The organism is Lyngbya confervoides BDU141951, from assembly GCF_000817775.3.
GTDB lineage: Bacteria > Cyanobacteriota > Cyanobacteriia > Thermosynechococcales > Thermosynechococcaceae > Lyngbya > Lyngbya confervoides.
The window spans coordinates 61,516-83,555 of record NZ_JTHE03000088.1 but is presented as its reverse complement, the minus strand read 5'-3'; the positions used below and the strand labels follow the sequence as shown (position 1 = coordinate 83,555).

Here is a 22,040-nt window from a genome sequence, read left to right as displayed (position 1 = left end):
AAATTATTGCTGTAGAAGTTATTGCTGTAGAAATTATAGGGATCCTGACCACCCTGCCTGGCTGGCCCCTCAAGGGCAAGATGCCTGGGGCGATTTGGGTCCGCTTGGCGTTCTATTGCGCTGATCCGGGGTGAACTGTGACCGCTGCTGCTGCCATCTTGGCGCGATCGCGGGCCTCTTGCACGGATTGCCCCAAGGCCAGTGCCACACCCATGCGACGATTGTTGCGACAGGTAGGCTTTCCAAAAAGTCGCAGCTTACTGGTGGGCACCTGAAGGGCCTGGGAAATCCCGCTATAGCAGGGTGACATCCCTGGGCCAGGGGCCAGAATCACTGCGGAGGCTCCTGGCTGCAACAGCTCAATTTGTCCCACGGGTAGGCCTAACATTGCCCGCACGTGAAGCTCAAACTCCGACATGTTTTGGCTCACCATGGTCACCATGCCGGTATCGTGGGGTCGGGGGCTCACTTCGCTAAAGTACACCGTGGGCTCTCCTGGGCCGTGGTTTTGGATGAACAGCTCCACGCCAAACAGGCCCCAGCCCCCCAGGGCAGCCGTGATGGTTTCGGCGATCGCCTCACAGGTCTGCCGGGTCGATTCAGATAGATTGCAGGGCTGCCAGGATTCACGATAGTCTCCTGCCACCTGTACATGGCCCACCGGTGGGCAAAAGTGGGTGCCATCAACGGCCCGAACGGTCAGCAGGGTGATTTCACAGTCAAAGGCGACAAAGCCCTCTACGATGACCGGCTGATTTTGGGCCCGTCCTCCGCACTGGGCGTAATCCCAAGCGGCTTGGATCTCCGCTGGGCAGCGAACGGTGCTTTGACCCTTTCCTGAGGAACTCATGATGGGCTTCACTACGCAGGGAAATCCAACTGCAGCGATGGCCCGTTGGTAGTCCGCCAGGGTGGAGGCAAATCGGTAGGGAGACGTTTTAAGGCCCAAATCCTCCGCTGCAAGCCGACGAATGCCTTCCCGATTCATGGTCAGACGGGTTGCCTGGGCCGTAGGCACCACCCGCCAGCCCTCAGATTCCAGCTGTAGAAGCATGTTCGTATCGATCGCTTCCACCTCCGGCACAATATAATCTGGCTTTTCCTCCAGGACGACCCTGCGTAGCGCCTGTCCCTCCAACATGGGGATCACATGGGCACGATGGGCAATTTGCATAGCTGGCGCCTCAGCATAGGCATCCACAGCAATGACCTCAACGCCTAACCGCATGGCTTCCAGTGCCACTTCCCGGCCGAGTTCGCCAGATCCCAGGAGCAGGATTCGCTTGGCTTGAGGTTGCAGGGGCGTCCCCCATAGGGGGGAGCAGCGGGGTGAAATGAGGTCCATGGGTTGCCACCAATCTATCGCAGGCCGTGAGCAGGGCTAAAAGACATTGCCGCTCCCTATCCTACCGGGGTTCGGGATCACAAGATCGGCTCAGATTTCTTGGGGTCTAGGGATTGACAGCCTGAGTTTGCCACTGTCCGGCCACCTGGTGATGAATCCAGCGATTCTGTGGCTCTCCGCGCAGCTCCAGGTGGTCCACTTGCTCAACGCTCAGCAGCAGCAGACAAAAGGTGTCCGGGGGGTGCGGCAGGATAGGGGGGGCTTCAAGGGAAGAATCCGGCGATCGCAGCGCTCCAGGTGCAGGCCAGCAAAATTGTGCCTTGGCCTGGGGAGAAAGACGTTCCCAGGCCGTCTGCCGGAGGGCTGAGGCGATCTGGATGATCTGCATGGTCCCTCGAAAGCGGATCTGTTCGCGGGTCTTGGTAAAATACCAGCACACCTCTACCCAGGGGTTGTGGAGCAGATGATCAATTTTTTCGCTCCGCCGGTCCGTGACAAACTGCATCTGGTGGGTCTCCTCCACTAGTCCTCGGTAGACCACGGTCCGATTGTGGGGACGCCCCTGGAAATCTACGGTTGCCAATTGCACAAACCGCAGGTGGGGCAAAGATCGGTTGCGATGCAGTGCTCTGGCCAGCGGCGATCGCCAGGGGGGCAGCGGAGTCACGGTGACACCAGTTGGTTAAAGTAACGTTCGATTAAAATAACAGCAACGATATCGTCAATGGGGCGCGGAGGGAGACGCATGCCCTGGGGGATCAGGCGCTGCAGACCTTTGGGCGGGTAGAGGTCCCAATAGCGATCGCGGGCTTCCACAGTGCTGTTGCGCTCATCAATGGTCAGCACCTTCAAGTCCTGGGGACAGGTTTGGCGAAGCTGTTGCTGCCACTGTTTGGAAGTTGTTTGATTGCCAATGACCAGCGCAGAAATGGGAAAGCGATTGCACAGATCCACAAGGGTTTGGGACACTTGGTCAGCCGCAATCACCTCTTGAAACCGAATTTGACGATCCACGCCCATGACGGCGACCCCGCACTTGTCACGGCCGGGATCAAACCCTAGGATCATGGGCTGCTGAGTAGTTTGAACGGTCGGACGGGACATGAAGGATCAGCGGTAAAAGGGTAGAAAACCAAAATGGCAAAAAATCTGAGGGCCAGCGGCTCTATTAGCCAGCAACTCTATCGTTCCGGATTCTTGTTCTACAGTGTAAAGAATTTAGTCACGGGAATCTCGCCATTGGCAACACCTGTGCACAAATCGCGCTGCAATTTCAGGATGTGCGCCCCAGTGAAGATGAACGTAGGAGGCCTGAAGGTTTGCATCGCCCCAGCCCTCTCCCCAGGACTCTAAATAGGGTTGGCTGACGCTCCAAACCTGGTAGAGGGGCTGCGAATGCTGGATCAGCATTTGAGAGTGGTGAAACTCGTGTCCAATGAGGGTGTCCCCAGGTTGAACCAGCCAGGCCTGGGCCGTGGGCTGAATTTGCCGGTAGCCTAGGCTCAGCTTTTTTTGCATCTGGACCTCATTGGGAATGGCCCCCACCATGGGGAAGGACTCACCTTCAAAGGGGGTCAAGGCATGACAAAGATACATCAGCCCGCCACATTCGGCATAGGTGGGCACTCCCCGGCGGATGGCGGCAAGCACCCCACTGCGGGCCAATTGATTGGCCGCGAGCGGCGCTGCAAACAGCTCCGGAAAGCCGCCGCCAAAGACTAAACCATGGATTTGATCGGGGAGGGGATCGCTCAGGGGACTCCAAAATATCAGCTCGGCGCCCGCTGCCTGTAGCGCCTCAAGATTCTCCGGGTAGTAAAAATTAAAGGCCGAATCGCGGGCAATCGCAATGCGAACATGCCCCTTGGCTGCTTTAGGCGGCGGGCTGATCTTGACGGGGCAGGGGTTCGTCTTGAGCAGGGGCAAAAGCTGCAACCAGTCTAGGCAGCGGTCGCCGAGGTCAGCAAGCTGAGACTGAATTGCGGCAAACTGTTGGAGTTCTTCTGTCGGGACCAATCCCAGATAGCGATCGGGGATCTGCACCGGTTCATGGCGACCCAGTATCCCCAGGATAGGAACTCCCAGAGGGGCAAGGGCCTGCTTGAGCAATTCCTGATGGCGATGACTGCTGACGTGATTGAGAATCACCCCTGCCAGGGTTAACTCCGGATCAAAGGTTCGGTATCCATGCACCAGGGCTGCCACCGACCGCGATAGCTTACCGCAATCGATGACCAGCACCACTGGCAGGTTGAGCAACTTCGCAATCTGGGCTGTACTGGCCCAGTCGCGATCGCCCAGTGCCCCATCAAACAGCCCCATCACCCCCTCGATCAGGCCATAGGAACAATCGGCAAGGTGCCGAGCCACGCAGTCCTGAACGTAGGCCTCAGAGGTCAGTACCGGATCTAGGGTGCGGCAGGGACGTTGGGTGACCGCAGTGTGAAACATGGGGTCAATATAGTCGGGGCCAACCTTAAAGGATTGCACCCTCAGGCCGCGGCGCTCTAGGCCAGCCAATAGGGCCAGCGTGATGGTGGTTTTGCCTACGCCGCTGCGTTCCCCTGCAATGATAACCGTCATGGCGCTTTTTCCTCCAAACCCGAGGTGGGTAAGGGAGGCCGCCAGCAAAGATAGAGTAACGGCCCCAACCCTGGTAAAAAGGCTAGCCAGAATAAGGCAGATTGGGCGGTGGTCCGTCTGGCCAAATCCTCGGTGATGAGGACCGGACTACAAAGACTGAGCAGGCAAAAGTCCAGCCCCATCACGTGAATAAAGCGATCGCTCTCAAACCGAGCCACAAACCCAGGCCAATCCCCGGTGGTCACGGCTATCCCCAGCAGCAAAATCATCCCCAGAAGTAGCGTCCCCCCGAGCCAGCGGGACTCCCAGAACCGTAGTGGCCCCCTCACCTCTCCGGAAAAACTGGGATTGGACTGCCTGATCCCCAGGTAGGGAAGAATCGCAAAGGCCCCCACGCCAAAGGACGCCACCACAAACGGCCAGGCCGGGATTTTTTGCCCCCGTCCATCCACGATCATGAGTGCCCCGTAGACCAGGGGCCAAAGCCCCATGGCATTAAACAGACAGAGGATCCAGGGATTAACCCGATCCCAGTGGCCGGTGGCGAGGGCCTGAATTAAAGCCAGGGTATCGGGCTGCATGGATGGGGCCAATACAAAGGCATAGACCAGAAAAAACAGCCAGAATGCCAGAAAAATAGCCTTAGGTTGCATCACAAACGATTCACTCCGGCACCCTACATCTCAAAATCCTAGCGTTTCTTTCCGCATCAACAAAACTTATCTGCGCCCTAGGCGATCTGTGCCTCGGGCGATCTGTGCCTCGGGCGATCAGTTGCGAGCCTGCACGGGGCTTGAATCCCGCTCCCGCGTGGTTTGCTCCTGGATTCTCAGGGCTGTGCCACAGCGCTTGCAGTAGCGAGCATCCCCATCATGCCTGATTTTGGGACCGCACTGCGGACACAGGGCTGCGCTAGGGGGCGGCGAACGAAAAAGCTGGCGAATCAGTTCCCCTAGCTGCCAGGGAACCAGGGCAACCCCCGTTAAAATCATCAACACCGTAAACAATCGCCCCGCCTGCGAGATGGGGGTGATATCCCCAAATCCGACGGTGGTCATGGTCACCACCGAAAAGTAAAAGCTGTCTAGAAAGGTTGCAAACTGTTCTGGATTGAGCAAGTGCTCTGCCTGGTAGATAAACCCAGCGTAAATAAAAATAATTGAAAAGAGTGTGAACAAGGTCCGGGCAAAAAGCACCGTATTGGGCGAGAAAAAACGGGTCAGCCGCTGTTTTTTCTGAAGAAATCGAGCAAACCGCAGCAGGCGAAACCAGCGAAAGATACGAATCAGTCGTCCATCGAGGACCCCTAACCAGAGGGGTAAAATGGCCATTAAATCAATCAGTGCAAAGGGACTGAATAAGTAGCGCAGTCGGTTTTCTGCGCTCCATAGCCTCAGGCCGTATTCCAGGGTGAACAAGCAAAGAATGGCGCCATTGAGCCAGTCTAATCCCTGTTGCCATGGAGAAGGCAAAGAAAATGTGTTCAGCACGAAGGACAGGCTGAACAACAAAATTAAACCCAAGATGCCCAGGTCAATCCCAAGCCCAATCGGGCTATTGTCCACCTCTAGGTAAAAGGCGACTTTCTCTCGCAGGCTTTGACCCTCTGGCGAAGGCGGGGAGGAAAGGTCTGACATCTTGGAAATTCACTTGCCCTATCAGCGCTTTTAGGAGGAAAGCTTGTGAATGGCGCCAGGAGGAGGGATCTGAGAGACTACTCAGGTCGCGGGCTTTCCCAATAGAAAGGGATGGGTGCGAACGCGATCGACTAACCAGCGAATGCTGTGGTTACTGACCACCGTAAGTGGTGCAAACAGGATCAGCGATTTCACCTCTGCGCGGGAGATTTTGACATTCCCTCCTTCCCGCAGCATGGCGTCGGTTTCGGTAATATCGCGCAGGGTGGCGTAGGCAAAAATCAAGGGCAGAATGCAGAATAGCCGAATGGCAACCGCAGATTTTGGAATGGCCTCCAGATACTGGGTGGCCAGTTCCAGGTCGGTCCAGGCTAGCTTGACCAGGGACTGAATAGCTCGGTGGTTCTGCTGCAGGTAGTCGGCGTTGAGCAACTGTGCCTGGCTGCTCCCCTCCTCTCTCAGGGATGCTTCTGGGATGTAAATGGCATTTTCCTCCCTAGCATCCCAGGCAATATCTTTGAGGATATTCACCGTTTGCAGGGCTTCTCCAAACTCTGCACAGGTTTTACGGAGCTTCAGATAGAGTTCTTCATCCACGCTGGGAGAATGTTCGTACCACAGATCTGTTAACAGGAAACCGACAGTGCCGGCAACGTAGTAACAGTATTCTTTGTACTCCTCCAGGGTTTGGACACGCAGACCCTTGGGATAGAGGGCGACGAACTTTTGCATCCCCCGGATCATTTCAAAGAGCCAATGGCGCAGGGTCTTTTGAGATTGGGGTGTCAAGCTTCGGTAAAGGGCAAAAACTTGGTCGGTATTGTGTACGAGCTTGAGGTGGGCCTGTTCCCCAGAAACCCCCGTTGCCAGCTGAGCATAGCGATCGGCAAGCACCGGGTCATCAAAGCAATGTAAAAATTCTTCAAGCAGATGGGTTTTGGCCTGAATTGAGGCTAGCGGATCGTCTTCGATGGTATCGGCAATTCGAGCCAATAAATAGCCGCAAAGCACGGCTTTCCCCAAGTTTCCAGGCAAAAATCGGATGCTCAGGGCAAAGGTTCGGGAGACTTGCGGCAGAATGTCCTGGCAAAACTGTTCAATTTGTCTTGGGGTTCGCTGCGTTTCTAACGCAATCTGTACCATCTTTTTTCTCTCCTGCTCAACACCACACAGAATGCTCCACGACATCTAGCCAAGGACGGTGAATCTGTCATAATCCTTCGAAGAAAAGACCAAAACTCACGGCATTCCCCGTCCAATCATAGGGTGTGGGTGCTGTTCTGCTGGCTTGGAATATGTCACTTTAGAAAGTGTTTTGTGATCGATGTGTCAGTCATCAACGGGAATGTGCCAACCAATCGATGTGATTCTGGTTCCCAAGGGGGAAGAGTTTAAGGCTGTTCAACGGGGAGTGGAACGTGCCCTGGCAACTTTCTCTGACTCTCAAGCAATCAAAATAGTTGCCTTGCCGGTGGGACCTGGTCCAGTGGGGCGATTTATGCAAACGTGGATGGCATCCATGTCTGTGAACTGCGATGATCATCGTCCAACTGTGATTCTGATGGGGCTGTGTGGAGGTTTGCAATCTTCATTGCCAGTTGGACAAGCGGTTCTGTATGAACATTGTCTCGACGGAACGCGATCGCAGATTTCAGCCGAGATCCCCTGCTCCACGCAGCTCTTCTCTACTCTAAGCAATATTCTGGGCGATCGTGTGACGATCGTCACGGGGGTGACCTGCGATCGCGTAATTTCCCGGGCCGCGCAAAAGCAGCAGCTTGCTCAAACCCATGCTGCCGATGTGGTGGATATGGAGGGGGTCGTTGCCCTCACTTGCTTACGGGATCAGGGATATGAAGTGGGTATGGTTCGCGTTGTCAGTGATAATGCCAGGGGGGATGTGCCGGACTTGAACCATGCGTTTGATGCCCAAGGCAACCTGCGCCCTTCAAAGCTCGCCGGACAATTTCTAAAGCAGCCCTTAGGAGCCCTCCGCCTCATCCGTGGATCTCTCAAGGCTCTTGCTGTCCTGGAGGTCATGGCATTTCAGCTACAGTCTGCTAACGTGCGTTCCTCTCTTGGAGCCTAGGGGAGACAAACAGCCGTTGATCCTAACCTGTGGAATCCAGGGTCTAATTCTCACTGGTAATCATGAAAGCGCTGAAAATTTGGATCAGCGCTCCCTGATCACCCAGGGGAATTAGAACACGGGGGACATTGAATAATCCGCAAGCTCTCTAATCAGCAGCAGGTGATTTTGGATATAGTGGCGAAGCGCTTGGTCGTCCATGGAGATCGCGTCAAGGGTCTGCGTTCGAGATTCCATTTGAGAAACCAACCAGTTTTCAAGATGCTGATCATCAAGATCCTGGAGCCATTCAGACTGGGATGAGTCCACGAGCGACCAGAGCTGACGCATCAAGCTTGGCGTCACGGATTACCTCCTTAAGATTTTTTTTAGATTTGCTTTTTGCCTAGTGTATCCCTAGCAATTTTTGCGTGGACACTGTTGATACAAAAGTTACAGAAAAGCAAGATTAGTCCGTGAAAGCGCAGGATTACTACAGCATTGAGCTATTCTCAGAAAGTCACAACTTCCATGACTATGACAGCGGTTAATGAAAGCAGTTCTCCTTCAGCGTCCGGGGGATCCAACGACTCTGAGCTACCAGTCTTACCCGGATCCTCAGATCCAACAGCCCCATCAGCTGAAAATCCAGATTAAGGCGGCGGGCGTCAATCCGATTGATACCAAACTGCGATCGCGGGGCACCTTTTACCCGGATCAAATGCCGGCGATTCTGGGCTGTGACGGGTCTGGAGTGGTGGTTGAATTGGGCTCTGAGGTCACTCACTTTCAGATCGGGGACGAGGTGTACTTTTGCAGAGGGGGGCTTGGGGACATTCCTGGCACCTACTGTGACTTGACGGTTTTGGAGGCCCAGTACGTGGCGCCCAAACCCCAAAATTTAGACTTTGTCCAGGCTGCTGCTGCTCCGCTGGTTTTGATTACGGCCTGGGAGGCGCTCTACGACCGCGCCCAAATTCAGCCTGACCACACGGTTTTTGTGCAGGGGGGGAGTGGGGGCGTGGGCCATGTGGCCATTCAACTAGCCAAACAGCGCGGGGCGCGGGTTTGCACCACGGTCAGCACCCCGCAAAAGGCGCGACTCGCGCGGGAATGGGGTGCGGATCAGGTAATCCAATATCCCATCGAGTCGGTGGAGGAGGCAGTGCGGGATTGGACCGAGGGGGTCGGGGTGGATGTGGCCTTGGATACCCTTGGGGGCGCCTCGCTCTCCCAATGCTTTGAATTGGCGCGTCCCTACGGCCGAGTGGTTACCCTGCTGGCTCCGGCTAGCGATACCGCCTGGTCCACGGCAAGAACGAAAAATTTAACCTTGAGCTATGAGTTAATGCTTACGCCCATGCTGCAGGGCATGGCTGCTGCCCAGCAGCATCAAGTGGAAATTCTCAAGCGCTGTAAAACGTGGTTTGAAGACCAGGTGCTGCAGGTTCATGTCCACAAAACCTTTCCCCTGGCAGCGGCTGCAGACGCCCATGAATTCTTAGAGCGCGGGGGCATGACCGGTAAAGTGGTGCTGATTCCCTGAGGCGCCAGCGGGGCGTTCTGTGTCAATGGGGTTAACCTGCAATACATTAAACGAAATAGCAGACCAAAATCATGGGTTTTAATCAAGAGTTTAATCTTCTGCTCCGGGCGCGCTACCCCTTGATTTATATTCCCACCCAGGAAGAGGAGCGGGTGGAGCAGGCGATCGCAGTTTGCGCCCAGCACCTGAACAACCGCCTGGTCTACTACTGGGATTTTGTCGACGGCTACCAGGGCAATCCCAATGACCTGGGGGTGGGCAAACGCAATCCTCTCCAGGCCCTGGAGTTTTTAGACCGAGTGTCTGGGGCGGCGATTTTTGTGCTGCGGGATTTCCACCGATTTTTAGACGATGTGGCGGTGGCTCGTAAGCTCCGTAACTTGGGACGAGCACTCAAGGCGAAACCGCAAAATATTGTGATTCTTGCCCCCGATCTTCATATTCCTGCCGGCCTATCCGAAGTCATCCACGTGGTTGATTTTCCCCTCCCTGGCTATGAGGATATTCAGGCAGAGCTGACCCGGCTGCAGCAGTCCACGGGCAGTTCCCTGACGCCCCAAGCTCTCAATGAACTGGTGCGCGCTTGCCAGGGACTTTCCTTGGAGCGAATTCGTCGGGTGTTGGCTCGGGCGATCGCCACCCAGGGCCAAGTGAGCGCCGAGGATGTCGATCTCATCCTGGAGGAAAAGCAACAGTCTATTCGCCAAACTCAAATTTTGGACTTTTTTCCGACCCAGGAGAACATGTCTGATATTGGGGGTCTAGATCAGCTCAAGGACTGGCTGCTGCGACGCGGCGGAGCCTTTTCAGAGCAGGCTAGGCAGTACGGCTTGCCCCATCCCCGGGGGCTGTTGCTGGTCGGCATTCAGGGCACCGGAAAATCCTTGACGGCCAAGGCCATTGCCCACCACTGGCATCTTCCCCTGCTCCGGCTGGATGTGGGCCGTTTGTTTGCTGGCTTGGTGGGGGAGTCGGAATCTCGAACCCGACAGATGATCCAGCTTGCGGAAGCGCTAGCACCCTGCGTACTCTGGATTGATGAGATTGACAAAGCCTTTGCTGGATTTGAAGGTCGTGGTGATGCCGGCACCAGCAGCCGCGTCTTTGGAACCTTCATTACCTGGCTTGCGGAAAAAACATCCCCCGTTTTCGTTGTGGCGACGGCCAATAATATTCAGCGCTTGCCCCCGGAAATTTTGCGCAAGGGCCGCTTTGACGAGATTTTCTTTGTGGGACTGCCAACCCAGCAAGAGCGCCAGGAAATTTTTGAGGTGCAGATCCAGCGACTGCGGCCCCACAACCTCCAGGCCTACGATATTGAGCGTCTAGCGGCTGAAACCCCTGATTTTTCAGGAGCTGAAATTGAGCAAAGCCTGATTGAGGCCATGCATCTGGGCTTTAGTCAAAATCGGGATTTCACCACCGATGACATCCTTGAATCAGCCAGTCAGATTATCCCCTTAGCCCGCACTGCCCAGGACCAGGTGCAAATGCTGCAGGATTGGGCTAATTCCGGCAAAGCTCGTTTAGCGTCTCGGCATAGTACACTGAGTTGGCGAATTCAGCGCCAAATGCAACAGCCGGACTAAGTCCTTAAATGAAGCGAAAAGTCACCTTTACCCAGTTCTCCATTGGACTTGTTCTTGGACTCTTAGTGGTTCTGAGCGTCATTGTTGGAGTTGGCTATCTCTACTTCCTCAGGCTTTCTACGTCTCCGCCGAAACCAGAGTTTCCAGAGGTCAAACCTCCGGACAACAGCATTACGGCACCGGGAGAGGTGACGGGATCATCTGATTCAAGCTATGTGGCCCTGGTGATCTACCCGGATGGGTTGATTTTGCGAGAGTTGCCCGAGGCCTCAGCCCCAGCAATTACCACCATTCAATTTGAAGAAACGGTGCGGGTGCTTGAGCGGTCTGAGGATGAGCAGTGGGAAAAGGTGCTTATTGAAGCCACTGGGCAGCAGGGCTGGGTGGCCCGAGGTAACACCCAAAAAGTGCAGTAGTCCCTTGTCAGAAGGAGGGGCCGGTTGGCCCTGGGCGATGGAGATGAATGAGATATATTGGGTGGGATGTCTCTGTGTCAGATCTCGCTCGGCCCTAAACGGATTGATCCATGGAATTATTGTCAATCACTCAGACGAAACAGGACTTATTTAGGGTTTTCCAGCAGCTAGATGGGCAAAGCTGTCCCAGTTTTTACAACTTTCACCTGCATACCCTCCACTCCGATGGCCAGTGCGATCCGCTCAGGCTCTATGAACAGGCTATCCACCTTGGGTTGAAGGGGCTTGCCATTACAGACCATCATTCCGTAGAGGCTTACTTGAGAGTTGTGGAATGGCAGCAAGCGCACAGGTGCCTGCCTTCCTATCCGCAGATCTGGTCCGGGGTGGAAATTACGGCCGACTTATTGGCTGTGGACGTACATATTTTGGGCTATGCCTTTGACCCTGCCCATGGGGATCTGCGGCCCTATCTCCAGGGAGACGCTGTTCAGGGGGCGTTGCGATCGGCAGAGGCCGTGATCCAAGCTATCCATAGTGCCGGCGGCATTGCCGTCCTGGCTCATCCGGCTCGCTACAAAAAAAGTGCAGCGGTCTTGGTGGCGGCGGCGGCGGATCTGAGGATCGATGGCGTGGAAACTTACTACTGCTATGGGAGCGATCACCCCTGGGAACCCAGCCCAAAACAAACCAAGGCGGTCAAGGCCCTGGGCGATCGCTACAGCCTGCTGAACACCTGCGGGACCGATACCCATGGCTTGGATATTACCCGGCGTCGTTGACCCGGCGCGATTTCGGCGCCTTTGGAGGGGCGCCTTTGGAGGAGATCCTGATAGATGGATTCCGCTGGCCGGTTAGATAACGAAGACCTGAATACCTTCTGAATCAACGGTGAATGCTTTTCCGATTACAGTTCCAGAGCTGACGTTGCTCATTGCGCTCTGTCGGGCTGACCTGAGTCCCGCGCAGGTTCAGCAGATCACCCCTTTGGTGGAGGGGAATCTGGACTGGGACTTTTTGGTCACTATTGCCAAAACGCGCAAGCTGGTGCCGCTGATCCTGGAAAATCTCCGCCGATATTTTAAGGCCCAGATTCCGCCACCGCTCCTGGATTCGCTCCATGATTCTCTGCAGCGCTCGATGCGATCTAACCTGCTGCTGACCCAATCCATGGTTGAACTGGTGCAGTATATGCAGCGCCAGGGATTGCAAATGGTGCCATTTAAGGGCCCGATTCTGGCCCAGGTGGCCTACTCCAATCCCACAAGGCGCTATTTTGCGGATTTGGACTTCTTGGTGTTAGAGACGGACTTCGCGGCTGTTTCCGCCCACCTGACCCGCATTGGCATGGTGGCCAACTACCTCAATGATCCCAGCTACTATCGTCAATCTCAGTTTGCTGCCCCCCAGACCCGTCTGGTGATTGATTTGCACTATGCCCTCACTCCTGCAGCCTGCTTCATCGAGGTTCCGACCCCCGATCTGTTGGATTCTTTGCAGCCGGTCGGCATTTTAGGTCAGTCTATTCTGACCCTCTCTCCTGAATGTCATCTGCTGGCTCTGTGTGTCGATGCGGCGAAGGACTATTGGCGATCGCTGGTTCGACTCATGGACATTGCCCAACTCGTAGGCCAGCCCTCCTTAGAGTGGCCCAGGGTTTTAGCCCATGCTCAGGCCTGGGGCTGCCAACGGACGCTGCTTCAGAGTCTCTACCTGGCCCATCGCCTGCTCGATGCATCATTCCCGCAGTCAGTGCAGGCGCTCATTGCCTCTGGAATAACCTATGAGGTGGATGACGATACCCTGGTCAAGCAGGTGCTCGAACTCAAGGTGGACTTGAAGGCCTCCCTTCGCTGGCATCGCTTTAACATGCAGGCCCTGGAGTCCTTCTCCAACTGTGCCCGATATCTGTATCGAATCGGAAAATTTACCGCTCGAGATCGGTTGGCCCTGAATCAGCGGATCCGAACGTGACGGGGGGCGGTCAGCCCTTAACAAGGGCATCCTCTCAATCTCTACGCAGCACTGGAGCGATGGCGGCAAACACCCGCTCGGCCACCTGCTCCGGTGAAGCCTCGCCCGGCACTGCCACCCGCACATCGGCTTGGGCATAAAGCGATCGCCGCGCCTCCAGTAAGGCTGCTAAGGTGGCCCGCGGATCGGGGGTTTTTAGGAGGGGACGAGATTGATCCTGGTTGAGGCGCGTCCAAAGGGTGGGTAGATCCACATCCAGCCACACCACGAGACCATGGCGCAGATGGCTCCAGTTTTGGGGGGTGAGCACAATGCCGCCGCCAGTGGCAATCACCAGGTTCCGATAGCTTGCCAGTTCCGCAAGAACGCTGGTCTCGATCTTGCGGAAGCCGGATTCCCCATGGGTTTGAAAAATGGCGTCCACGGACTGGCCCGTGGCTTGTACGATCAGGGCATCGGTATCAAAGAAGTGATAGGCAAGCCGCTGAGCGAGGACCTGCCCCGTGGTGGATTTACCCGCGCCCATCATCCCCACTAAAAAGAGGTTGACATTGCGAAGATCAGGAGCAAGATTAGTCAAAATCAATTAAACCCAGCTGAAATGATAAAAATGTACGGCTAACAAGGTACGGCTTGGAGTCGAACCAGTCCCGAGTTGGTTTCTTGTCATTGTCTCATGGGGGGTCAGGGTTCCATCTCCCGGAATCTCCCAAAAAAATTGGAAAATTTTCCGTTTTGTCAGCCAATGGTCATGATCTTCAATTATCTTTACAATTGAACTACTCCCTTAGAGGTTAATTTCATGGCCCGTAGGCCTTAACGGTTATGTTTTCCATTAAGTGGGGCATTGGAGTGGGAATCGGGGTGGCCATTGCTGGGGCTGGTACCTTTGCCGCCAGTCAGCTCAGCCAAAATTCCCCTGCCCCCTCTCCCACAACTTCAGTGGAACCGCAGGATGCTCAAGGTGTTTCAGCCCTGGGGCGTATTGCGCCAGAGGGCGAAATTTTTCGCGTGGGCGGTCCGAGCGGCGCCAGGATTCAGCGTCTCATGGTGCGCGAGGGACAGCAGGTGGCGCCAGGAGACACCGTTGCGATTTTAGATAGTTTTGAGGAACGCAAGGCCGAGCGAGACTTGGCGGCCAACCGCGTTCTAGAGGCCCAGGCCTTGCTGCAAACGGAGGAGATCCTGGGGAAAATGCAAACTCAGGAGGCTGAGACCCGACTGCTTCAGGCTCAGACCCCGAAATTGCGTGCGATTCAAGCTCAAGGTGCTGTTGTACAGCGAATTGATGCGGAACTGGCCCAGGCCCAAGCGGATCTGAACCGCTACCAATCCTTGGTGACTCAGGGGGCCGTTTCGCAGCAAGCCTTTGAAAATCGTCAGCTGGCCTTTCATCAGAAACAGGAAGAACTAAGGGCAGCGCAGGCTCTGTTGGAGGAGCTAATAGCCGATCAACGGGCCAGTGAGCGGAATGCTCAGGCCCAAGTGGAATCGACAAAGGCTGCCTCCTTGCGGGCTCAAGCTCAGGTGCAGCTCAACTCTGCGGTAAGTAATCTGAAGCTGGCTGAGGCTAAGCTTAGTCAGTCAATTATTCGAGTTCCCGTGGCCGGTCAGGTGGTGAAGGTCTTGCTTCGAGATGGGGAAGCCATTGAGCCCCCCATGGGGGAAGGATCTAGCGGCCAGGCCATCGTGGAAATTGCCCGCACCCAGCAGATGTACGCGATCGCCGAGGTTTACGAGACGGATATTGCCAATGTTGAGCGCGGGATGCTGGCCACGATCACCAGTCCTGCCATTGGGGGAGAACTGGTCGGAGTGGTGGATCAAATTGGCCTCAAGGTGGGCAAAAAGGATGTGCTGAGTACGGACCCTGCGGCCAGTACGGACGCGCGGGTGGTGGAGGTCAAAATTCGACTTCGAGATGGTCAACGGGTGGCGGGACTAACCAATCTTCAGGTCGATGTGATGATTGATACCCGATCGGGTCCGCAAACTTAGGGGGGCATGATGTTGGCGATTCCCCTGGCCTGGTTGCAGCTGATCCGAGAGCGCGTGCGTTTGCTGGTAGCTGTTGCGGGGATTACCTTTGCGGTTGTCCTGATGATGATTCAGCTTGGATTTCGAGATGCCCTGTTTGAGGCGGCAGTGATGCTGCATCGCAATCTCAACTGCGATGTGGTGATGATCAGCCCCCAGTCCACCAACCTCTTTGCCCTGAAAAGCTTTTCGCGGCGTCGGCTCTATCAGGTGGGAGGGATTGAGGGGGTTGAGTCCTTTACCCCGGTCTACCTACGCCTTGCCCTGTGGCGAAATCCTGAAACTCGGGGCACCCGCCAGATTTTAATTGCTGGGATTGAACCTGAATCTCATCCCTTTACCCTGGAGGGTGTTAAGGCGCAGCAGGATCTCCTTAAGAAGTCCGACGTTGTCCTCTTTGATCGCCTGTCTCGTCCTGAGTTTGGTCCTGTGCCAGCCTGGTTTGATCAAGGGCGTGTGGTGGAAACCGAACTGGAAGATCGCAGACTGACGGTGAAAGGGTTGTTTAGTCTAGGCGCCTCCTTCGCTGCGGACGGAAATTTAATCACCAGCGATCTCAACTTTCTGCGCTTTACCCCGTCGCGATCGCCGGGATTGATTGACTTGGGGTTGATTACCGCTGAGGCGGGCCTGTCCCCTGAGATCTTAGCCGCACGGATTGATGCGGCCCTGCCCGACGATGTGATGATTTTTACCAAGGCTGGATTTGTGCAGTTTGAGCAACGCTACTGGCAAACCAGCACCGCCATTGGGTTTATTTTTAGCCTGGGGAGTGCCATGGGCTTCATTGTTGGCACGGTCATTGTCTACCAAATTCTCTATACCGACGTTTCGGATCACCTGGCCGAATATGCGACCTTGAAGGCCATGGGCTATCGTAACCGGTATTTATTCGGCGTGGTTATTCAAGAAGCCATAATTCTCTCGGTTTTAGGCTATATTCCGGGGCTACTTGGCAGTATGGGCCTGTACAGCATGACACGCAAGGCTACGGCGCTGCCCCTCTCCATGACGGTGGAGCGGGGAATGGTCGTCTTTTCCCTCACGGCCCTCATGTGTCTAATTTCAGGGGCGATCGCCATGCGGAAAGTACAGGCCGCTGATCCAGCGGATATCTTTTAGCAGCTAGCTTTGAGTAGAGCGATCTTAACAATTGAGGATTTTGGGCCAGGACGAAGGAGTTTCATTTCTGAAGGATAGAACAGACGAGATGGGCCAGGAACCAGTCATTGCGATTGACCACGTGAGCCACTACTTTGGTCGCGGACGCTTGCGCAAGCAAATTTTATTTCAGGTGTGTGAGACCATCTATCCCGGTGAAATTGTGATTATGACCGGTCCCTCCGGCTCTGGAAAAACCACATTGCTGACCCTCATTGGGGCCTTGCGATCCACCCAAGAGGGTAGCCTGCAAGTGCTCGGACAACAGCTCTACCGCGCCTCCCGCAATCAGCTTGTGCCAGTGCGCCGTAATATTGGCTATATTTTTCAAGCCCACAATTTGCTCCATTCCCTTACGGCCCGTCAAAACGTGCAGATGTCCCTGGATCTGCATTCCAAAATTGAGGCTGGTTCGGCCCGCCAGCGATCGCAACAGATGCTGGAGGCCGTGGGGCTAGGGGAGTGGGTCAACTCCTACCCCCATCATCTCTCGGGGGGACAAAAACAGCGAGTCGCCATCGCGCGAGCCCTGGTTAGCCGTCCTAAAATTGTGCTGGCTGATGAACCTACGGCGGCCCTAGATAAGCATTCTGGCCGCGAAGTGGTGGAGCTAATGCAGTCCCTGGCAAAGCAGCAAGGCTGTACGATTTTGATCGTGACCCATGACAATCGCATCCTAGACGTGGCGGACCGGATTATTCAGATGGAGGATGGCCATCTCTCTTCCAAAGCCCTTAGCTAATGCACGCTAATTCATGAATACTAACCTCCAAGAGTCCCTTGAACCCCTGGTTGTGCTTGTGACAGCCAGCAGCCATCAAGAGGCGAGAGCCATTGCTCAGCAGCTCATTCAACAGAAGCTCGCCGCCTGCGTTAACCTCTTTCCTCTGGAATCGCTTTATCTTTGGGAAGGGCATCTGCAGGAAGCAGCGGAATGGCAGCTCATCATCAAAACCACCGCCCATTGCTTCGATACGCTCCGGACCACGGTGATCGCCCATCATTCCTACGAAGTACCGGAAATTCTGGCCCTTCCCATTGTGGCTGGGAGTCCCCCCTACCTTGACTGGCTCCGAACCCAAACCCCAATTTCCGGGGTCTAGTGCGCCGCCTCAGGGGGTCAGCAGGACCGGGCGATCAAACTCAAGCTGGATTTGGTCAGGGTCAAAGAAGATAATTGAGGAGGCACTCCCCGCGTTGGGATTTTGGCGCAGCGATTGCAGCAGGATTCCAGCATCGGGGGAGGTCACCACATTTCCCTGAAAGTCTGCAAGGGTTAACGTTTGAGTAGACCGGGGCATAATTCCAGGAGTGAAGCCGCTCACCGGATAGGTTTTGCCCCCCACCGTCATCTGCGTTGCTTCAAAGATTGCGCCTGCTTGGCCGTTCACACGGGCAGGGATTAAGCTACCGCGCACTTCGCTTCCCTGGGGAATGAGAACCCGGTTTTGGCTGTCGTACAGGGTTTCCGCAGTCTTCAAAGTGAGGGGAAGGGTTTCATTGGGCAAGCTGACATAGCGAGTATTGGCGGTTCTGGAGGTGAGGGCCAGCTGAGTGCCGGAGCGAACCTCATAGGCGGCTGAATGACTGGGGGAGGTGGGAAGCTGACTGCTTGTCACAGAAAATGGCGCGTTTAGGCGCAGGTCTAACGCTCTCAAATTGACCAAAACCACTTGATCGGACGCTGTGGAGGCACCGCTACTTCCCTGGCTCAGATTCGCCCCGGATCGAATGACGCGGGAGATGAGCGATCCGGTATCGAGTCGTCCACTCAGCAACGTCTGTAACAACGTGGAAGCAGACAGAGTAGAAATGCTGCCCTGAAGATCCTGGGAGGTCACCGCGGATTGAGATTGGGGCGCCACCGCAGTAGAGGTGGCATTCAAGCTGTAGGTTTGGTTCCCAAGGCGAATCTGGCTGGCAATAAACTGGGTGGCTGCGGTGTTCCCCACGCGCAGGGGCTGAAATCTGCCCTGAATGAGGCTACCTTGGGGGATTACTCGCTGACCGTTAGCATCTAGGATATCTGCCGCCACTTCTAAGGATGTTTCCAGAGTTTCCCCCACTGCTAAAAATAAATTAGCGGATTCCTGCGCATCGGGAACCTTCACGGGGAGGGCAGTGCCTGAGGGAAGGGTAACCTGGGCTGAATGGGTCGAGTTGGCACTGGATTGGACAATGTATTGTGCTGCAGGCTGGGTGGAGGCAATGGGGGTCAGACGTCCTTGACTGACCAATGCTTGATAAATATAGGCGGCAATATCGGCACGCGAGGCCTGCTGATTGGGATTGAGGAAGCCAAGATTGGGGTAATTGACGGGGATTCGCTGTTGGGTCGCAGCGGCTACCCCCGGACGAGCGTAGTTAGGAATTTGGGAAGCATCCGCATAGCCGGTCAGGGTCTGCTCCACCGATCCTCTCGGAGTGAGCTTTAAACCACTGGCAAGGGAGACTAGGGCCTGGACCTTGGGAATATTTTGCTCTGGAGAAAAGTCGCCGCTAGTGTATCCCGAGAGAAAACCCGTGGTGTAGGCATAATCAATGGCTGGGGTTGCCCAGTAGCTGGACGCTACGTCTTTAAAGGGCCGCGAGGGGCGAATCGGTTGAATCGAGAAGGCCTGTTTAATGATGGCGGCAAACTGGGCGCGGGTTACGGGCTGGTCTGGCTTAAAGGTGCCGTCGGGAAATCCCTTAATGATATTTTCCTGGGCCAGTGATTCAATAAAGGGCCTGGCCCAGTAGCGATCGCCCACGTCGGTAAACTTACCCTGAGCCACCGCCGGATCTGTTATGGCAAAGGACAAGATGCTGAGCGCCGAAACCCAGGTGATGGTGGCGGGGCCTTGATGGGAATAACGTGTCACAAGATTACAGGTCATAGTATCCTCTTTCTGTTGCCTAGACTAAGCTGCCTGGAGATACAACCGTTAGAATTCCAACGTTCCAGAAATTTTGCTAGAATCCTACCGCCCCCCCCTAAAACAGGACCTGAGACCGGCCCAATCAGTTCCATCGATCATTAACCCGATCAAATCCTGCACTTTCTGGTCATAATAGGGAGCAAATCCTTCTTGTTGTCATTGAGTCCACGTTTCCATGGTGCTTAGCGAGAAATTCCAAGATCCCCAGGTTCAAGCCCAGATTGCCCAAGATTGTGCCCAGCTAATGGATCAACAGGTCGCCCGTAAAACAGGACTGGGGGGACTGGCGATTAAGGCCGCCTACACTGCCCTGAAGGGCATTGGACCCAATTACGTTCCCAGGGCCATCCATGGGCTTTTACCCCAAGCCCTGGTGGCCATGGATCCCATGTGGCAAGTGGGGGTACAGACAGGAGATCCCGTGGCCCACCTGAGCCAAAATCCAGCGCAGACGGCGGAAATTCTCCTCTCCGTTACAGATAATAAAATTAAGAACGCCCAAAATAAGATTGTAATTGCCACCTATAAAAAGGTCAGAAACTCTGTTAAAGGGGATGTGGAACAGGCTGTACCGGGGCTTGCCCAAATTATTGCCCAATACAGCTAACCAACATAGCTAACCAATACAGCTAATTTGATGGCCCATTGGTTTTAGCACCAGGCCATTGCCACGGATGCATCCCGCCTGAGCATCCTGAAATTATGCGCTGGACTCGCCATTCAATTTCCTTCTTTCCTAGGCGGATATTTTGCTGATCCAATCGTTCACCTCACAGGTTTGGGGGGGAGGGTTCATGGTTGCAGCTTCCGGCGGGCCATAGCGATAAAAATTTTTCAAGTCTAACTCAGCCGTCTCAAAGCGCACCAGATCCACTCTTCCAAATCGGTTCATAGCGCTATGACGGATCTGGCCAGATTTTAGGGTCAACGCCTCCCAAATAAAGGGCTTTTCCCTGGCTAAATCCATCCAGGGGGCACCCCCCCAGGAGAGGGCCAGTGCATCTCCAACAATGCGATCGTTTTGCATCTGTCCTTGAACGCAATCGACAAGGGCATCTGATTGCGGCTGGCCATAGTAACCAATAAACTGGGAGCCTCTTTTAGTAAACCAATAACAGACCCCCGCCCCCTGAAGGGTGTGATCTGCTTCAGGAGAAGAGCAGAACTGGTGATTGCCGTCGGGCAGATTGCTTAAATCAGCCACGTCGTCCACTTGTGCGCCAACGGGCAAGGTTCCAGGGTCTGCGGTTACCGCCTGCAGCGAAGCACTCTCGAACCAGAACAGGATCGACATCCCCAGAAGCGTTCGAGCTAGTCCTGAGGTTTGCGGCAAGGAGAAGTGAATCATGGAAGGACGTCCAAAAAATCAAGGACATACTCCGATTCTAAGAGATAGCAAATATACCCATCCGTAGCCTTAATAGAAACTTAGTGTCTGGATCCATCATGATGTTTTTCTACTTGAAAATAATTTTTTGATAGCCGGTTTGGGCCTAATGAAAGGCCGGTGCTGAACCCGGTCCTCTAACCTAAGGCCTCAGGGGAAGCGGCATTAATGTGGTCGAGAATCTGACGGGGGCTGAGCTTTTGCTTAAACCAGACAATGGGGACGTTGACTTGCTTCCAATTGACACCAGCTTTTTCTAAATTTAGCCGATCGGAAACCGCCAGAATTAAATCGGTGCGATTTGCTTTTTGCACCTGGGCAAACTTTTTTTTCAGATAGTCTGGGCGCCAATAGCCCACAATTTCAAGGAGATAGGTTTTACCCGTGGGGTGAACCAGCCTAAAGTCTGGAATCATGACGCTTCCTGGAAGGGGGATTAGATCCACTTCCCGCTCTAAAACCCAATCGGTTTTTTGGCGGGACCAACTTTGATAAAACTGCTCTTCGATTAAGCTGTCAAAGGGTTTGCCGGGAGGATAGTGACTCTGTAGGGCCGTATCAGAATTAAGGCTGTAGCGCAGCCGCTGGGTGGTCTGTGAGCTGGAATCCCTGTGGTTTAAGGTTGCCGTCAATCGCCATTTGGTGACGTGCAACAGGGCAGGAATGAGCTTGGCCAGAGCTAGACCGTACCGCGTGCTGGCCTGGAAAAGGCTCGTGGGACCATCCAGGGTGATTGTAAAGCCATGATCGGCCTGGCCCTCAATGTAGGCCATGAGGGAAAATAGTTTGATATAGCGAAATAGCAGCTTATATTCGCCAGGATCGTTACGATAGGCATCAATGACCACTTGATAGGCGCGATAGAACAGCCCCTGAACCTGCGCCAGATTGTAGCGGTGCAGCAGTGCCTCTGGGGTCGGGGCCTCAAACTGCACCAAAATTTGATTCTCCTTCAGGTCCGCGTAGAGTCCTGACTGGACTTGATGGGGTTCCACCGTGACTCCCAAGGACTGGGTTAGCTGCTGCGCCGCGTGCTCCAGGATCATCGGTGCTTTTTGAGGGGCAGGGGCGCCCTGAGCCGATAGGCTAAACACGAGTTGACGCAGGTCAACGGGGTCCATGGGGCTCACTGTTTCAAAGGTTGAAAAACTGGAGCTTAACAGATGGGCCAGTCCCCGCTTGATTCGGTAGTCGGTTTGATCGCCCTCCAGATCCTGAAGTGTTTGGTCGAGATCGTGACGCGATCGCCCTTGCATCGAGGCAAAGGTGGTGATGAGGGTTTGGGCCATCTGGAGATGGGCGGGAGTTGGGCTCAAGGCTTTGGGAACTAGAGATTCTCCCTGATAGCGATAAATCAGCAAATCGCTGGTGAGCAT

At 54.8% G+C, this 22,040-nt stretch carries 23 protein-coding genes; 11 read left to right on the top strand and 12 right to left on the bottom strand.

Annotation, left to right across the window (positions count from 1 at the left end; all coding sequences use genetic code 11):
* Positions 1 to 112 precede the first annotated feature (112 nt).
* The 7 genes from purT to QQ91_RS15090 form a co-directional block, all read right to left on the bottom strand.
* On the bottom strand, positions 113 to 1,345 hold the full coding sequence (purT, locus tag QQ91_RS15120; protein ID WP_166275810.1) for a formate-dependent phosphoribosylglycinamide formyltransferase: 1,233 nt from the start codon (positions 1,343 to 1,345) through the stop codon (positions 113 to 115).
* Between the two features lie 106 nt (positions 1,346 to 1,451).
* Entirely contained in the window at positions 1,452 to 2,012 is a 561-nt protein-coding gene (locus QQ91_RS15115; protein WP_166275808.1) for an Npun_F5749 family FMN-dependent PPOX-type flavoprotein, read from the bottom strand.
* Positions 2,009 to 2,413, bottom strand: a complete 405-nt coding sequence (locus QQ91_RS15110) for a pre-16S rRNA-processing nuclease YqgF (RefSeq protein WP_166275953.1) — start codon at positions 2,411 to 2,413, stop codon at positions 2,009 to 2,011. The genes QQ91_RS15115 and QQ91_RS15110 overlap by 4 nt, the downstream gene beginning before the upstream one ends.
* A gap of 150 nt (positions 2,414 to 2,563) precedes the next feature.
* The gene (locus tag QQ91_RS15105) at positions 2,564 to 3,928 is read right to left on the bottom strand and encodes a cobyrinic acid a,c-diamide synthase CobB (protein ID WP_166275806.1); all 1,365 of its coding nucleotides are present in this window, start codon (positions 3,926 to 3,928) and stop codon (positions 2,564 to 2,566) included.
* Entirely contained in the window at positions 3,925 to 4,581 is a 657-nt protein-coding gene (locus tag QQ91_RS15100) for a DUF2834 domain-containing protein (protein ID WP_166275951.1), read from the bottom strand. Before QQ91_RS15100 ends, QQ91_RS15105 begins: the two co-directional genes overlap by 4 nt.
* A 117-nt stretch (positions 4,582 to 4,698) precedes the next feature.
* Positions 4,699 to 5,565, bottom strand: a complete 867-nt coding sequence (locus QQ91_RS15095) for an ion transporter (RefSeq protein WP_166275804.1) — start codon at positions 5,563 to 5,565, stop codon at positions 4,699 to 4,701.
* Between the two features lie 81 nt (positions 5,566 to 5,646).
* Entirely contained in the window at positions 5,647 to 6,708 is a 1,062-nt protein-coding gene (locus QQ91_RS15090) for a phytoene/squalene synthase family protein (protein WP_166275802.1), read from the bottom strand.
* 202 nt (positions 6,709 to 6,910) lie between these two features.
* On the opposite strand from QQ91_RS15090, the gene QQ91_RS15085 reads away from it, so the two are divergent.
* Positions 6,911 to 7,654: a 5'-methylthioadenosine/S-adenosylhomocysteine nucleosidase family protein gene (locus tag QQ91_RS15085; RefSeq protein ID WP_166275800.1), complete on the top strand. Its 744-nt coding sequence runs from the start codon at positions 6,911 to 6,913 to the stop codon at positions 7,652 to 7,654.
* A 111-nt stretch (positions 7,655 to 7,765) separates the two neighbouring features.
* On the opposite strand, the gene QQ91_RS15080 is transcribed toward QQ91_RS15085, so the two are convergent.
* Positions 7,766 to 7,999, bottom strand: coding sequence for a hypothetical protein (locus QQ91_RS15080; protein ID WP_166275798.1), 234 nt, complete (start codon positions 7,997 to 7,999; stop codon positions 7,766 to 7,768).
* Positions 8,000 to 8,183: 184 nt separating this feature from the next.
* On the opposite strand from QQ91_RS15080, the gene QQ91_RS15075 reads away from it, so the two are divergent.
* The 5 genes from QQ91_RS15075 (at position 8,184) to QQ91_RS15055 (ending at position 13,158) form a co-directional block, all read left to right on the top strand.
* Positions 8,184 to 9,179 carry a zinc-dependent alcohol dehydrogenase family protein gene (locus QQ91_RS15075; RefSeq protein ID WP_166275796.1) on the top strand — a complete coding sequence of 332 codons (996 nt, stop codon included), beginning with the start codon at positions 8,184 to 8,186 and terminating at the stop codon, positions 9,177 to 9,179.
* Positions 9,180 to 9,250: 71 nt separating this feature from the next.
* Positions 9,251 to 10,768, top strand: coding sequence for a Ycf46 family AAA ATPase (locus QQ91_RS15070; RefSeq protein WP_166275794.1), 1,518 nt, complete (start codon positions 9,251 to 9,253; stop codon positions 10,766 to 10,768).
* A gap of 8 nt (positions 10,769 to 10,776) precedes the next feature.
* Complete coding sequence (locus QQ91_RS15065) at positions 10,777 to 11,184, top strand: SH3 domain-containing protein (protein WP_166275792.1); 408 nt, start codon at positions 10,777 to 10,779, stop codon at positions 11,182 to 11,184.
* A gap of 110 nt (positions 11,185 to 11,294) precedes the next feature.
* On the top strand, positions 11,295 to 11,966 hold the full coding sequence (locus QQ91_RS15060) for a PHP domain-containing protein (RefSeq protein WP_166275790.1): 672 nt from the start codon (positions 11,295 to 11,297) through the stop codon (positions 11,964 to 11,966).
* 109 nt (positions 11,967 to 12,075) lie between these two features.
* On the top strand, positions 12,076 to 13,158 hold the full coding sequence (locus QQ91_RS15055; RefSeq protein ID WP_166275788.1) for a nucleotidyltransferase domain-containing protein: 1,083 nt from the start codon (positions 12,076 to 12,078) through the stop codon (positions 13,156 to 13,158).
* Between the two features lie 34 nt (positions 13,159 to 13,192).
* Here QQ91_RS15055 and QQ91_RS15050 read toward each other — a convergent pair whose 3' ends face one another.
* The gene (locus QQ91_RS15050; RefSeq protein WP_236095903.1) at positions 13,193 to 13,738 is read right to left on the bottom strand and encodes a shikimate kinase; all 546 of its coding nucleotides are present in this window, start codon (positions 13,736 to 13,738) and stop codon (positions 13,193 to 13,195) included.
* 245 nt (positions 13,739 to 13,983) lie between these two features.
* On the opposite strand from QQ91_RS15050, the gene QQ91_RS15045 reads away from it, so the two are divergent.
* The 4 genes from QQ91_RS15045 to cutA all read left to right on the top strand — a co-directional run bounded on the left by QQ91_RS15045 (position 13,984) and on the right by cutA (position 17,459).
* Positions 13,984 to 15,156 (top strand): efflux RND transporter periplasmic adaptor subunit, encoded by a 1,173-nt coding sequence (locus QQ91_RS15045; protein ID WP_166275786.1) that lies wholly within the window; start codon positions 13,984 to 13,986, stop codon positions 15,154 to 15,156.
* 6 nt (positions 15,157 to 15,162) lie between these two features.
* Positions 15,163 to 16,317 (top strand): ABC transporter permease DevC, encoded by a 1,155-nt coding sequence (devC, locus tag QQ91_RS15040; protein ID WP_166275784.1) that lies wholly within the window; start codon positions 15,163 to 15,165, stop codon positions 16,315 to 16,317.
* A gap of 88 nt (positions 16,318 to 16,405) precedes the next feature.
* On the top strand, positions 16,406 to 17,098 hold the full coding sequence (locus QQ91_RS15035) for a DevA family ABC transporter ATP-binding protein (protein WP_166275782.1): 693 nt from the start codon (positions 16,406 to 16,408) through the stop codon (positions 17,096 to 17,098).
* Positions 17,099 to 17,111: 13 nt separating this feature from the next.
* Complete coding sequence (gene cutA, locus QQ91_RS15030) at positions 17,112 to 17,459, top strand: divalent-cation tolerance protein CutA (RefSeq protein ID WP_166275780.1); 348 nt, start codon at positions 17,112 to 17,114, stop codon at positions 17,457 to 17,459.
* Between the two features lie 9 nt (positions 17,460 to 17,468).
* On the opposite strand, the gene QQ91_RS15025 is transcribed toward cutA, so the two are convergent.
* Positions 17,469 to 19,235: an S-layer homology domain-containing protein gene (locus QQ91_RS15025; protein ID WP_166275778.1), complete on the bottom strand. Its 1,767-nt coding sequence runs from the start codon at positions 19,233 to 19,235 to the stop codon at positions 17,469 to 17,471.
* Between the two features lie 217 nt (positions 19,236 to 19,452).
* Between QQ91_RS15025 and QQ91_RS15020 the strand changes: the two genes are divergently transcribed.
* Positions 19,453 to 19,884 carry a DUF6918 family protein gene (locus QQ91_RS15020; protein WP_166275776.1) on the top strand — a complete coding sequence of 144 codons (432 nt, stop codon included), beginning with the start codon at positions 19,453 to 19,455 and terminating at the stop codon, positions 19,882 to 19,884.
* Between the two features lie 129 nt (positions 19,885 to 20,013).
* Here the strand turns inward: QQ91_RS15020 and QQ91_RS15015 are convergent, their stop codons facing one another.
* Positions 20,014 to 20,625: a hypothetical protein gene (locus QQ91_RS15015; RefSeq protein ID WP_166275774.1), complete on the bottom strand. Its 612-nt coding sequence runs from the start codon at positions 20,623 to 20,625 to the stop codon at positions 20,014 to 20,016.
* A 176-nt stretch (positions 20,626 to 20,801) separates the two neighbouring features.
* Positions 20,802 to 22,040, bottom strand: coding sequence for a DUF790 family protein (locus QQ91_RS15010; protein ID WP_166275772.1), 1,239 nt, complete (start codon positions 22,038 to 22,040; stop codon positions 20,802 to 20,804).